At 57.5% G+C, this 13,458-nt stretch carries 12 protein-coding genes; 1 reads left to right on the top strand and 11 read right to left on the bottom strand.

Translation table 11 applies throughout. The features are described 5' to 3' along the window. Positions 1-116: 116 nt before the first annotated feature. Positions 117-938, bottom strand: a complete 822-nt coding sequence (locus tag C1N64_RS10660; protein WP_039340923.1) for an SDR family oxidoreductase — start codon at positions 936-938, stop codon at positions 117-119. A gap of 100 nt (positions 939-1,038) precedes the next feature. Between C1N64_RS10660 and C1N64_RS10655 the strand changes: the two genes are divergently transcribed. Further along, on the top strand, positions 1,039-1,935 hold the full coding sequence (locus tag C1N64_RS10655) for a LysR family transcriptional regulator (protein ID WP_394514776.1): 897 nt from the start codon (positions 1,039-1,041) through the stop codon (positions 1,933-1,935). A gap of 68 nt (positions 1,936-2,003) precedes the next feature. On the opposite strand, the gene C1N64_RS10650 is transcribed toward C1N64_RS10655, so the two are convergent. The 10 genes from C1N64_RS10650 to C1N64_RS10605 form a co-directional block, all read right to left on the bottom strand. Then, positions 2,004-2,912, bottom strand: coding sequence for a LysR family transcriptional regulator (locus tag C1N64_RS10650; RefSeq protein WP_032413424.1), 909 nt, complete (start codon positions 2,910-2,912; stop codon positions 2,004-2,006). Positions 2,913-3,483: 571 nt separating this feature from the next. After that, the gene (locus C1N64_RS10645; protein WP_058701349.1) at positions 3,484-4,305 is read right to left on the bottom strand and encodes a M55 family metallopeptidase; all 822 of its coding nucleotides are present in this window, start codon (positions 4,303-4,305) and stop codon (positions 3,484-3,486) included. Further along, entirely contained in the window at positions 4,302-5,345 is a 1,044-nt protein-coding gene (locus tag C1N64_RS10640) for a DmpA family aminopeptidase (protein ID WP_367143140.1), read from the bottom strand. The genes C1N64_RS10645 and C1N64_RS10640 overlap by 4 nt, the downstream gene beginning before the upstream one ends. Before the next feature lie 2 nt (positions 5,346-5,347). Continuing rightward, positions 5,348-6,232 carry an ABC transporter permease subunit gene (locus C1N64_RS10635; RefSeq protein WP_033737479.1) on the bottom strand — a complete coding sequence of 295 codons (885 nt, stop codon included), beginning with the start codon at positions 6,230-6,232 and terminating at the stop codon, positions 5,348-5,350. Continuing rightward, positions 6,229-7,161 carry an ABC transporter permease subunit gene (locus C1N64_RS10630; protein ID WP_015065583.1) on the bottom strand — a complete coding sequence of 311 codons (933 nt, stop codon included), beginning with the start codon at positions 7,159-7,161 and terminating at the stop codon, positions 6,229-6,231. The genes C1N64_RS10635 and C1N64_RS10630 overlap by 4 nt, the downstream gene beginning before the upstream one ends. 81 nt (positions 7,162-7,242) lie before the next feature. Further along, positions 7,243-8,784 carry a glutathione ABC transporter substrate-binding protein gene (locus C1N64_RS10625; RefSeq protein ID WP_367143142.1) on the bottom strand — a complete coding sequence of 514 codons (1,542 nt, stop codon included), beginning with the start codon at positions 8,782-8,784 and terminating at the stop codon, positions 7,243-7,245. Between the two features lie 22 nt (positions 8,785-8,806). After that, positions 8,807-10,672 (bottom strand): ABC transporter ATP-binding protein, encoded by a 1,866-nt coding sequence (locus C1N64_RS10620; RefSeq protein ID WP_367143143.1) that lies wholly within the window; start codon positions 10,670-10,672, stop codon positions 8,807-8,809. Between the two features lie 15 nt (positions 10,673-10,687). Beyond that, on the bottom strand, positions 10,688-11,653 hold the full coding sequence (dgcA, locus tag C1N64_RS10615; RefSeq protein WP_394514775.1) for an N-acetyl-D-Glu racemase DgcA: 966 nt from the start codon (positions 11,651-11,653) through the stop codon (positions 10,688-10,690). Between the two features lies 1 nt (position 11,654). Continuing rightward, entirely contained in the window at positions 11,655-12,662 is a 1,008-nt protein-coding gene (gene dgcN / locus C1N64_RS10610) for an N-acetyltransferase DgcN (RefSeq protein ID WP_033737483.1), read from the bottom strand. Positions 12,663-13,053: 391 nt separating this feature from the next. Next, on the bottom strand, positions 13,054-13,443 hold the full coding sequence (locus C1N64_RS10605; RefSeq protein ID WP_058701352.1) for a tautomerase family protein: 390 nt from the start codon (positions 13,441-13,443) through the stop codon (positions 13,054-13,056). Between the last annotated feature and the right edge of the window lie 15 nt (positions 13,444-13,458).

Genomic DNA, 13,458 nt, shown 5'->3' with positions numbered 1-13,458 from the left:
TTGTCCGTTTTTGCTCACGACAGACTCTCTGCTCACCATGCCGCGCTGTGTCAGGACTGGCCTCCGCGTGTTAAGGGGCAACGTACTCTGCCCGTTGTCCCCTCGTCATCGTCGTTCTACCTGTCTGCACTGTATGCCACAACTTTCATTGCCCGCAGGGCGTCCAGTCGCAGGCTTAGTGCCGATTCAATATTGTGATAGGCCGTGCTCCCCAGCGGTAAGCGCAGTGGCGGATTGTCAGCATCGGCAGCGGCGATCATCGCCGTCACGCATTTTTGTGCATCACCTTTAATCGCAAACTCACCGTTGATTATCGCTGTCCGCAGGCTACCTGCCGCAGTATCGCGGTAAACGGGCAAGGCATCCGCAATATCCAGGCCTGCGCCAAATCCCGTCGCCGTTGGCCCCGGTTCCACCAGCAAAAAGTCGATGCCGAACGCCGCCACTTCCTTGCGAACCGCTTCAACAAAGCCTTCGATTCCCCATTTCGTGGCGTGGTACACACTGAAGTTGGGTAAAGCAATCTGCCCGCCTTCAGATGAGACCTGTACAATGCGCCCGCCGCCCTGCTCGCGTAAAAATGGAATCACAGCGCGAATCAGCTGAATGGAGCCCGTAAGATTGGTCGCAATCTGACGTTCAATCTGCGCATCGCCCAGCTCTTCCGCTGCGCCAAACAGCCCGTAAGCCGCATTGCTGACTACAACATCGATTCGTCCCACCTGCGCGAATACCGCCTCAATGACGGGTTTAATCATTGCCGTCTCGCTGAGATCCAGCACGATGGGCTGTAGCGTCTTCCCGTACGCCACGCGTAAATCATTCAGCGCCGTTTCATGTCGTACGCTGGCGACAACCCGATCGCCTCGGGCCAGCAGACTTTCACACATCAGGCGACCCAGACCACTGGATGCGCCGGTAATGAGCCAGGTTTTCATGCGTTTTATCTCCGTTGAGTGAACCGGCATTCATCATAAAACACCTGACTGATGGCATAATCTCCCCAAACTGGCATGAGATGGTGGGAAATTTTAAACAATGAAGCGCCCGTCCTGGAACGAATTACTGGCCGTAAAAACGGTGGCTGACCAGCGCAGCTTTCGCCGTGCGGCGGATGTGCTCGGCCTTAAACGTTCAACGCTCAGCCACACCATAAAAGGTCTGGAGACGGCACTTGGCGTGCGGCTTTTCCATCGGACGACGCGAAGTGTGGCGTTAACCGAAACCGGTGAAATGCTGATTGCGCGTATGACGCCGCTGCTGACTCAAATGGACGAGTTGCTGAATGACGTCACTGCCAGCCACCATCAACCCTATGGAACACTGCGCATCAATGCCAGTGATGCCGCGATTGGCCTTCTGCTGGAGACAGTATTGCCAACGTTCCTTCAAACCTTTCCCGGCATTGAAACGGATTTAGTCGCACAGGGTCAGTTGGTCGATATTGTTGAACAGGGATTCGATGCAGGTATAAGGCTGTTTGAAGACGTGCCGAAAGATATGGTGGCTGTTTTCCTGAGCGGTCCGCTGCGTTTTGTGACGGTGGCATCGCCTGATTATCTGGCATCACGGCCCGCCATTCAGCATCCACAGGATCTTATGCAGCACATTTGCTTACGGCAGCGACTGCCCAGCGGCAAACGTTATCACTGGGAATATCAGCAAGGTAAGCAGCAATATGCACTGGATGTCCCCGGTAGCCTGACGCTTAACAGCGCTGCGTTAATTACAGATGCTGCCATCGCCGGATTAGGCATGGCTTATGTACCGGAGCGCTATGCACAGCACGGGCTGGATACACAGCGCCTGGTAACCGTGCTGGACGACTGGACAATCACCTCGCAAGGTATCGCACTCTATTTTCCACAAAACCGGCACATGCCCGTCGCGTTACGGCTGTTTGTCGACACCGTGAAAGCCACAACGCGCATCTGAAAAGCCCGACCAGGGCCGTTCAGGCGCGGCGAAAGGCCTGAACGCACCTCGTACCACCGTTTATTTGCTCAGTCACAAATAAACTGCGCTTCGCACTGGCGGGCGATTTCCCACAGCCTGTTGCGAATGACCTGCTTAAGTTGCAGCGTGGACTGGGACTGGGGTTGATCACGACGGCTGATCAGCATCACTTCAAACGGCAACGGTTGTGCGACGGGGAGTAATTTTAGCTGTTCGGCATAGCGGCAAGCCGTGAACAGATCCACCACGCCCACACCGCCGCCTGCCAGTACCATATCCGCAATTACCGAGTAGGTTTTAATCGATAGCGACACCGCCGGATTCAGCTTTTTATCGCGTAGCGCGCGGTGCAGGACGCGCCCAAGCGGATCCTGGGTCTGCATCATCAGCAGGTTATTCGCGCATAACCATGCCAGCGTAACGGGCTCATGCTGGGGATGATTTGGCGGCAGTAGCGCCACCATTGACGACTGAAACAGCGGTTCCGCCAGCAGCGCTGCATCCACCTGCTGACCAAAGACCAGGGCGAAATCAAGCTGATTCTCCAGGATCATTTGGCATAAGGTACTAAAGTGTTCCGTGACCAGCTCAACGCTGACCGAGGGCACCTGTTGTCGCCAGGTGACCAATGCCGGTGCCAACACCATTTGACCGAAAGCGTGAGCCGCACCAACACGGACGATCTGTCCTTCGCCGCGTCGCAGTTGTTCAGTGAGCTGGGTGATGGATTGTAAGCGTTGGTAGAGATCTTCCACCTCTGGCAGCAGCCGTCGCCCTTCTGCCGTGACGCTCATGCCCTGGATACGCCGCTCAAACAGCGCAAAGCCCAGTTGCTGTTCTGCATGATTCAGCACGCGGCTGATATTGGGCTGCGATACGTTGAGCAGGCGCGCGGCTGCGCTGATGCTGCCGGTCTGTACGATGGCCTGAAAGACTTCTATGTGACGGAGCCGCATCATTATTTACCCTGTGTGGATTCAGCTACCCGCAGGCCGCTGTGATGCACCCTTTTCAGCGCTTCACTTACAGCACCGCCAACGCCTGAATCAAAATGGAAAACCTGAACCATCTGTCATCTCACCCGCGGTACGGGCAAAGAAACGACCAGCGCCTGAATCTGTCCTGCCTCTGTCGTTATTCCTTACTGCCGATACGATCCGGGCGGGTAAAGACAGGACAATCCCTGCTGCAAAAATTGTACCGTAAAACAGAGGGAGGCGAAGCGACCCGCTACCGCCTTGCGCTGAAATAAGGCGGCGCCGGGCTTAAGCAAGGGGAAACAGGTGTAAATCGCGCCGGTATCGGCCCATTTCCCCTCACTGGCTGAATTATTGAAAAGGGTAAAGCCAGGCGTTCGCCCTGCCATGGTGCAGCGGGGAGACGGCCGGGTTATCTCATGTGGATCGACGGTGCCTGGTGGCGGATTGTCGGTCAGTGCGCACGATCGCGCCCGGCGGCGATGTTTCTGAAAAAAGGAAGCTGCAGGGGCGAAGGTTACCCGCCCCTGAACTCATGGCTGTCCCTGTGCTACGCCTGGGTACTCGCCAGGTAAGAAAATGCACTGAGCAAGCTGATCAACGTCTCCATCCGCTCTGCCTGATATCCCACGGTAACCGCATCGATGCGCGTGACGTCGGGGATCAGGCAGAACAGATCGGCCAACACGGGTTTGCTGGCCTGAAGCTGCATATGATAAGGCGCGGTCAACCGGGTCGTGCGCGTATCGCGCTGATGCTCAAGCGCGGCGCGTGCAGCACTGCCTATGGCACGTTGTGCCGCTTTGGGACTAATGGATTCTGCGCAGGTATGAGAAATGGCGCGTTTGACACAAACGTAGTCAACCGTTGGGTAATACTCTGCTATCCAGCTCTGCAGCTGATCGTCGCCCGTGACCAGCCACAGTGGCGTGCCCTGCTCAGCGGCGGCAGCGGCGTAAATATCGGTTTCGCCCATCACCAGGCCATTGATATGGATACGCCAGAATGCACGGCCATTAATGGTGTGCGCCAGTACGCCGGGTTCGCCTGCTGCGCTGTGATAGCCCACCAGAAATAATCCGTCGAACGTCTGCTGTTCTATGCCTTCAACCATCGACAAGCCGCGCGGTTTGCCCTGCACCAGCCGGGCGCGGGGATCAAGATTTTCCGCCCGCAGGTTGGTCATTTGCGCATGGCTGTCTGCAACGACCACCTCCGTTGCGCCTCCCGCGAACGCCCCCTCAATCGCGGCATTCACTTCCTGTTCCATCAGACCACGGGCCAACTGATATTCCGGGTTGCCGGGTGTGCATTGCTCCGGGCGCATAACGCCCGCGATACCTTCAATATCGGCAGAAATAAAAATTTTCATGTGGTTAACCTGTCCAGAATCTGAGTCAGTGAGGGGCGATGGTGACCCCGAAAGCCGGTAACAGGCTCTGCGCTCAACAAGGCATCGAGTACAGCCTGTTCGGTGGCATCTGCTGCGGCGGCAAGCAGCGGCTCCAGCATGGCGTCCTGCGGCGGTTGCGGCAGCGGTTGCGTTGAAAACGCTACGGCGATATCGCCCGAGCCGTGGCCCCAGTAGCTGCCCAGCCGCCCGAGGCCGGCACCGGCACGCTTCGCGATACGCTTCAACTGACGCGCATCCAGCGGCGCATCCGTCGCCATCACGATGATGACAGAACCGGCATCACGCTGCGGTGCCTCTCCTGCCAGCAGTGGTGCAATCACTTCACCGAGTCGCACACCGTCAAGCGTGAGCGCGCTGAGCGAGCCAAAATTCGCCAGCACCAGCACTCCCAGCGTGGCATTGAGCGACGGAATAACACGCGAGGCCGTGCCGATCCCGCCCTTCAGATTAAAACAGCTCATCCCGCGTCCTGCGCCAACGCTGCCGCGGGAAAAGTCCGCTGCGGCTGTATGCAATGCTTCCTGCGCCATCGCCTCACTGATGGCCAGCGCCTGAATATCATTGAGCCAGCCGTCGTTGCACTCCAGGGCCAGCGGGTTCACCGTCGGCAGCGTCCGCCCGAGTTCCGGGTTACGACTGATGGCATCCCTTACCAGCGCGGTAAACAGCGTGCCCACCGCCAGCGTGTTACTGAGCAGAATCGGCGTGTGTAACACACCCAGCTCCTCGACCTGTGTCAGTCCGACCGGTTTCGCAAAGCCATTCAGAACTTCAGCTCCGCACGGCAGCGGCGTGAGAAACAGGTTATCACCCGGCGGAACGATAGCGGTGACGCCAGTCTGCCGCTCTCCCTCAGCCAGCGTGACGTGGCCGACGCGCACACCAGCCACATCGCTGATGCGATTAGTGGGGCCGCATGCGCTACGCGGCTGCCCCAACTGACGCTCGTTACGCCAGCGATCCAGCAGCAGTTCGCACTGCCATTGTTGAAAGTCCATCGTCAGCCCTTGAGTTTCGGGTCGAGCGTGTCACGCAGCGCGTCGCCGAGCAGGTTAAACGCCAGCACCGTGATAAAAATCGCCAGCCCCGGAAACACGCTCATGTGCCACGCGCCCGCCATCATCATGCTCCGGCTCATGGCCAGAATATTGCCCCATTCAGGCACATCCGGCTCCGGTCCGAGGCCAATAAAGCTTAAGCCTGCCGCTGTGAGGATACTGGTGCCAATGCGCATCGTAAAATAAACAATGACGCTGGAAAGCGTGCCCGGCAGTATATGGCGCAGGATAATGATTCGGTCGGGTGCACCGGCACAGCGCACGGCTTCCACATAGGCAGCCTGTCTCAATGACAGCGTGGAGGCGCGCACAATCCGGGCAAAGACGGGCACGCTGAACACCGCGACGGCGATGATGACATTGTTCAGGCCCGTTCCCAGAAGCGCCACCACCGCAATGGCCAGCAGCATGCCGGGAAACGCGAATAACACATCGGCACCGCGCATGATCAGCATATCGACCCAGCCACCGTAATAGCCCGCCAGCAATCCCAGCACGACGCCGACAATCATGCCCAGCGTCACGGACAGCACGCCGACATATAGCGAAATACGCGCCCCATAGATAATACGACTGAGCAGGTCGCGCCCCAGTTCGTCGGTGCCCATCCAGTGTGCTGCCGAAGGGGGCGAGGATAACGCCATCCAGTCGGGCGCCATCGGATCCCAGGGAGCCAGCCAGGGCGCAAAGATCGCCACCAGAATCAGCAGCAGGACAAATCCGCCTGAAACCAGCGCCAGAGGATTGCGCACAAAAGCATGCAGGAAATCGCGCCACGGCGAGCGAATAACCTGAGGCGGGTTATCAGTCAGCGATTGATGACTCATCTCGGCTCCTGTCGCAGACGAATTGCCGGATTGACGACCGCGTAAAGCAGATCCACCAGCAGATTAATGACGATAAATTCAAATACAAACAGCATCACCAGCGCCTGAATGACCGGCTGATCCTGCGCTTTGATAGACTCAATTAACAGCCAGCCTAACCCTGGCCAGTTGAAGACGCTTTCCACGACAATCGAACCGCCCAGCAGAAAACCAAACTGCAACCCCAGCATGGTGATCACCGGGATGAGCGCGTTACGCATCACGTGTTTCCACGTCACCAGACGGTTACGCAGCCCTTTCGCTTTCGCGGTGCGCACGTAATCTTCCTGTGCCACTTCAAGGAAGGCCGAGCGGGTAAAGCGTGCCATGACCGCCGCAACGGACGATCCCAGCGTGATGGCGGGCAGGACAATATCGCTGGCCTTGTTAAAGCCGCTGACCGAGAACAGGCCAAAAGGCATCGCAACGAACTGGATTAGCAGCAGCCCCAGCCAGAACGCCGGCATCGAGATCCCCCCCACCGCCACGCTCATTAGCGTCCAGTCTTGCCATTTCCCTCGTTTCAGGGCCGCGAGTACGCCAAGCATCAGGCCGAGAAGCACAGACCAGGCGAAACCGGCTAAGGCGAGCCACAGTGTGGGCAGGAAGCCCTGCTTAATCACCTGCAGCACCGGTTGCTGGGTGCGGTACGTGGTGCCAAGATCGCCATGTAACAGGCTGTCTATCCAGTTAACATACTGCTGCGGCAACGAGTCGTTGAGCCCGAGGTGCTGACGTGCCGCTTCGACCGCTTCAATCGGTGCATCCGGTCCGGCATAAATGCGCGCCGGATCGCCCGGCAGCAGCTTGATGAAACCGAAAACCAGCAGCGAGACCACCAGCAAAACCGGTATCATCTCCAGCAATCGGCGAATGATGTATGCAAACATGCCATTCCCTGAAATAAAGGTGAGACGGGGAGCCTCACGTGCCGCCGCAACCGGCAAAGGCACGTGAGGGACATCCGCGACTTATTTAAACGACGCCTGAGTAAACAACAGATTGCCATCAGGCAGCATCGAAACGCCGCTCAGGGTGCTGCGTTTGCCTACCAGATTGTCTGGCGTGCCAAGGAACGCCACGGGGGCCTCTTTCCACAACAGCTTTTGCGCTTGAGCATAGGCGATACCACGTTTTGCCGGATCGGCCGTCGCCAGCCCGGCAGCAATCGCCTTGTCGACGTCAGGATTGCTGAAATAGGAGACATTGTACGAGGTAGGTACCCATGATTCGGTGGCGAACAGCGGACGCAGAGCCCAGTCGGCATCGCCTGTAGACGTCGACCAGCCGCCATAATAGAGGTCAAATTCGGCTTTTTTCGGGTCCTGAACGCCCCACAGCTTCGCGTTGCGCGTTCCGGAATCCATCGGTGTCACCGTGGCGCGAATACCCACCGTGGCCAGTTGCGCCTTCAGCACCTGGGCGGCGCGCACGCTGGCGGTCGCATTGGTGACCCAGAGCTTGAGATCCAGCCCATTCGGGTAGCCCGCCGCTTTCAGCAACGCTTTGGCCTTATCCGGCGCATAGTGGTAATCAGGATCGCTCTGCTTCTCATAGAACTGCACCCCTTCCGGCATCGCGGAGGTGGCCGCTTTACCCAAACCGGCAAAGGCCACCTTCAACCACAGATGACGGTCAATCGCATAGTTGATTGCCTGGCGCACGCGGACATCGGCCAGTGGCTTATGCTGCGTATTGATCGCCATGTAATAGAGATAGATGCTCGGATCGCGCTGAATCGCGAGGTTGCTGTCCTGCTTCACCGCCGCGATCAGATCCGAAGGCAAAGGCCAAATGGCATCCACCTGACCCGATTTCAACGCGGCAACCCGTGTCGCATCTTCCGGGCTGGGTGAGAAAATCACCTGATCGACTTTGGGCCAGCCCTGCCGCCAGTAACCGTCATACTTCGCCAGCGTGACCGCTTTGCCCGGAGTCCAGTTTACGAATTTAAATGGCCCGGTCCCCACCGGATGCAGCCGCAACTGGGCCTCGTCCGGATACTGTTTCAGAACCGACGGGCTCCACATCACCGCCGAAGGGTGCGCCAGCGTGTTAATAAAAGCACCAAATGACTGATTGAGTGAGATTTTCACCTGATCGGGAGCCAACACCGTCACCTTATCGATCATTTTGTACAGGCTGTTGCGCTTCAGCCCTTTTTTCTGGTCTGCCAGACGATCAAGGTTCGCTTTGACCGCTTCCGCATCAAAAGGCGTACCATCCTGAAAGGTAACGCCTTTACGCAGCGTCAGCGTAAATTCCGTCGCACTGTCGTTGGAGGTGTAACCGGTCGCCAGCCAGGGCTCCAGCTTCATCTGGGGATCAAACTGAAACAGGCGCTCAAAGATACCGCTCTGCACCGAGTAGCTGACATTATCCGAGGTATCGTGCGGATCGAGCCCCGTAATATCGGCATACATTGAAATGCGCAGATCCTGTGCCTGCGCGGTCATGACCAGTGTCGTCGTTAAGGCGAGGGCGAGTGAAGTACGGCGGAACAGCGTTTTCATAAAATCTCCTGGTCGTTAAGGATTATCGCAATGCAATGCCGTCAGCGACCCAGTGTTGCGGTGCAACCTGCCGATAACGGGGTTTCGTGACCGTTTCGCCCACCTTTCGCAACGGCGAAGGGATTTCGCTGTCATCAAAACGGCGAGGCTGACGGTTCTCGGGATCTGCCACCGGCACGGAGGCCAGCAGACGTTGGGTATAAGGATGTTGCGGTTGATTAAAGACCGACTGGCGCGGTCCGAGCTCGACAATCTGGCCGAGGTACATCACCGCCACGCGGTTGGCAATGCGCTCGACGACCGCCATATCATGAGAGATGAATATCCAGGCTACGCCCGTTTGCTGCTGGAGATCCATCATCAGATTCACCACCTGCGCCTGAATTGAAACGTCAAGGGCCGATACGGCTTCATCAGCAATAATCACTTTCGGTTTCAGGGCCATCGCGCGGGCAATGGCAATACGCTGGCGCTGACCGCCCGAAAATTCGTGCGGATAACGACGCGCGTGCTCCGGCAACAGCCCAACGCTTTTCAGCAGCGCATCGATGTGTGGAGAAGCCTGTTCCAGTGAGTCCACCATGCCATGCAACAGCAACGGCTCGGCAATGGTAAACCCCACCGTCAGACGTGGATTCAGTGACGCATAGGGGTCCTGAAACACCATCTGAATTTCACGGCGCAGCGGCTGGAATGCCGTCTCTTTCAGATGAGAGATTTCCTTTCCTTCAAAGTGGATGCTTTCCGCCTCACTGGCGATCAGGCGCATCAGCGCACGCCCGGTGGTCGATTTACCGCAGCCGCTTTCACCCACGATGGCCAGGGTTTCACCCGGCCACAGACTGAAATCAATCTGCTCAACCGCATGCACATGATGCGTATGGGTCGAGAAGATGCCGCTGCGGATGGGGTAATACACTTTTAGCCCACGTACATCGAGTAGCGGTTCGCTGTCGTAGCGCGCCGTCAGCTGTTCGTGTTGCGCCGCCTGTTGTGCACCCAACAGGGGAAAGCGTTGCGGCCACGCGTATTCGCGCATATCGCCCAGTTTTGGCACGGCTGCCAGCAACGCTTTGGTATACGCATGCTGCGGGGCGGCAAAAATCTCTGACACGGTGCCCTGCTCGACCACTTCGCCACGCAGCATGACCACAACACGATCCGCAATTTCCGCCACAACGCCCATATCATGGGTGATAAACAACACCGCCATGTTCTTCTCGCGTTGCAGCTCACGCAGGATATGTAAAATGCGCGCCTGTACGGTGACGTCCAGCGCCGTCGTGGGTTCGTCGGCAATCAGGAGTTGCGGATCACAGGCCAGCGCCTGAGCAATCATTACGCGCTGGCGCATCCCGCCGGACAGCGCGTGCGGATAGCTTTTCATGACGCGATCGACATCGGCAATACGTACCTGTCGCAGCAGTTCACGTACGCGCGCATGAGCCTGTTTCTTGTCGCACTGATGATGGTCGCGTAACGCTTCGGTGAGTTGATCATCGATACGCAGCACCGGATTCAGTGAGGTCATCGGCTCCTGAAAGATCATCGCCATTTCACGGCCACGCAACGTGCGGCGCTGACTGTCATCCAGCGTTTCTAACGCATGAACTTCTCCGCGGCGATCGCGAAACTGCATGCTGCCGCGATCGATACGGCCGCTGCTCGCCAGCAAGCCCATCACGGCCAGCGACGTGACTGATTTACCTGAGCCGCTCTCGCCCACCACGGCGACAATTTCGCCTGGATAAATGGCGAAACTGATGCCTTTCAGCGCCTGATTCTCACCACTGCGTCCACGAAATGAGACGCTAAGGTCCTGAACAGCAAGCACCGGTGATGCACCGTCAGCACGTGTGGCAGAAGAAGTGAGTCGTGTGTCCGTCATCAATGCCTCGTCGCGTTACAGCCAGATACGGCCATCGGAGTAATTCAAAAAAGGAGAGCTGTCGGCCGCCAGCCAGATCGGGCCATCTAAATCGACGTGCTCTGCGTGCACCGCCACGGGCAATGCCGCTTCCATCGCCAGGGATGAACCCAGCATGCAGCCGACCATGATGCGCATGTTCTGCTTATGCGCTTCATCGACCATCGCCAGCGCTTCCGTCAGACCTCCGCACTTATCCAGCTTGATGTTGATCATCTCGTAGCGATGACGCAGGCTGGCAATGTCCTCTCGCGTGTGGCAACTCTCGTCCGCACAGACGGGAACAGGATGACGGAAGCGTTGCAGGTCATGATCCTGACCTGCGGGAAGCGGTTGCTCGACCATCGCAATGTTAAAGGCCTGAAGCGCCACCAGCAGGCTTTCCAGATCCATTCCCGACCAGGCTTCATTGGCATCGATAATGAGCGTCGCACGCGGGGCCGCGGCACGAATCGCCGCCACTTTTTCCAGAACCGCATCGCGGTCGAGCTTGATTTTGAGCAGGATGGCACCCCGCGAGACGGCATCCGCCGCCGCCAGCGCCATGTTTTCCAGCGTATCGAGGCTGAGGGTTTCCGCCGTCACGACCGAGCGTGGCGGCGGGCATGCACTCTGTTGCCAGAGCGTTTGACTGGCCCGTGCGGCGTCAAGTCGCCACAGTGCGCAGTCCAGCACATTGCGCGCGGAACCGGCGGGCAAACGGTGTTGCAGATCATCGCGGCTCAGGCCTGCTTCCACGTCAGCACGTATCGCCTCAAGCTGGGCCTGAACGCTGTCTGGCGTTTCATCGTAGCGCGCCGTTGGTGTACATTCGCCCTGCCCAATAAAGCCGTTTTGCTCAAGCGTGACGCGGATAACCGTCACGGCGGTACGCACACCGCGCGAGATAGCAAACGGTCGCGCCAGCGGCAGTTCCACCACGTTGATCTGCACCTGTCTCATCTCAGCCCCGCTCCTGAAGCAGCGCGGCGATGTCATCGATACCAAAACGCACCGGATCGGTTGCCGGTAAACCGAATTCGGCACGGATTTCAGCACAATAGGCGCGCGCGTCTTCTTCCGTGTAGTTTGAGGTGTTAATCGCAAAGCCAGCCAGTTGAACGGACTCACTGGTCACCTGGGCGGCGCGCAGATTGGCTTCCACGCAGTCTTTCAGGCTGACCATCGGTTGATGCGGCAAATGGCGCATATGCGGACGGCCCATTTCATGGCACATCACCAGCCAGTGCGGTTGCGCACCGTGCATAAGCCCCATACTGACGCCCGCGTAAGAGGGATGGAACAACGATCCCTGCCCTTCCACGATATCCCAGTGATCATCATCGTTGGCAGGAGACAGGGCTTCCGCCGCACCGGCAATAAAGTCCGCGATTACCGCATCCACAGCAATGCCTTCCCCTGCAACCAGAATCCCGGTCTGTCCCGTGGCACGAAAATCCGCTTTCATTCCGCGCGCACGCATTGCCGCTTCCAGCGCCAGTGAGGTGTACATCTTGCCCACTGAGCAGTCAGTCCCCACCGTGAGTATCCGCTTACCTGAACGCTTCTTACCGCTACCGACACTCAGCTTCGGACGCATATGACGCAAATCGAAAAGCGCAACACCAAACGTCTCTGCCAGCGTGACCAGCTCGGGCTCATCCACCAGACGATGATGTAATCCACTGGCCACGTTCATGCCGGCTTTGATGGCACTTTTCACCGTATCCAGCCAGTGTTCGGGCAGATACCCCCCTGCGTTGGCGGTGCCCAGCACCAGCGTTTTCGCGCCGCGCGCTTTGGCGCTGGCGATATCAAGTTCATCCAGCCCCAGGCTGACCGTACAGCCCGGCAGTTTAATTTCGCCAACGCACTGTTCCGGTCGCCAGATATGAATACCGCGCGCCGTTTTTGCCGCGAGGGGATCGGTAACATCGCCAAGAAAAAGTAAATAGGGTTGTGGGATTAGCATGAGAGTTCTCGTTTCAGACAAAGGTAAGGTTCTGAAACCACTATTTCATGCGTGTTGAAAGGTGACGAATGCTTGTTTGGTGGCGGGGTATAACGGCAGGCTATAGTCAGATAAAAAAGTAATGGCAACCGCGTTATTTCAACGAATCCGGGTGAAATCGGCCCCGGTGCCGGGGTGAGTCATAGGAAAAGACTAATATCCGCCGGGGAATTAATGGAGAGATATCGTTTAATGTCAGTCAACGGGAAGCAAGGCCGTTTACTTCGACGCTGTCTTTCATAATGCCCCGGCGTGGTATCGGGTGCCACGGATAACATGCTTTGGGGCGTGGTGAGAATGTTATCTTTCCTCTCAAAACGCTGTGACTGACAACCGAGAGGAAACGCGGTAATTACAGCTTTCCGGTCAGATACTGTGCTTCACCATCCGCAAAGCTCCAGTCACCCGGCGCATTGGTAATAAAGCTGATCATCAGATCTTTCCCATCCACCCCACAGTGTTCTGCCAACTCCCGTGCCAGTTCCGCCATGAAACGCGTTTTTTGCTCTTCACTTCTCGGGCTGGTAAACACCCGGACCATCACCAGACGGTCGCTGCGTTCAAACCCCAGCCCGGTATCCTGGAACACCATCTGATAATTTTTATTTTCGTGAACAATCTGATAACGGTCACGTTCGGGAACGTTAAACGCGGTGAGCACAGCCCGATGTGCAGCGTCCAGCATTGTTCTGATTTCCGTAGCAGAACGTCCCTCAATGATGTCGAATGTCAGCAATGGCATAAATAAACCCTCGGT

The organism is Pantoea sp. SGAir0215, from assembly GCF_043543215.1.
Note: the sequence above shows the minus strand (reverse complement) of the source record. Positions and strands in the feature narration are given on the sequence as shown.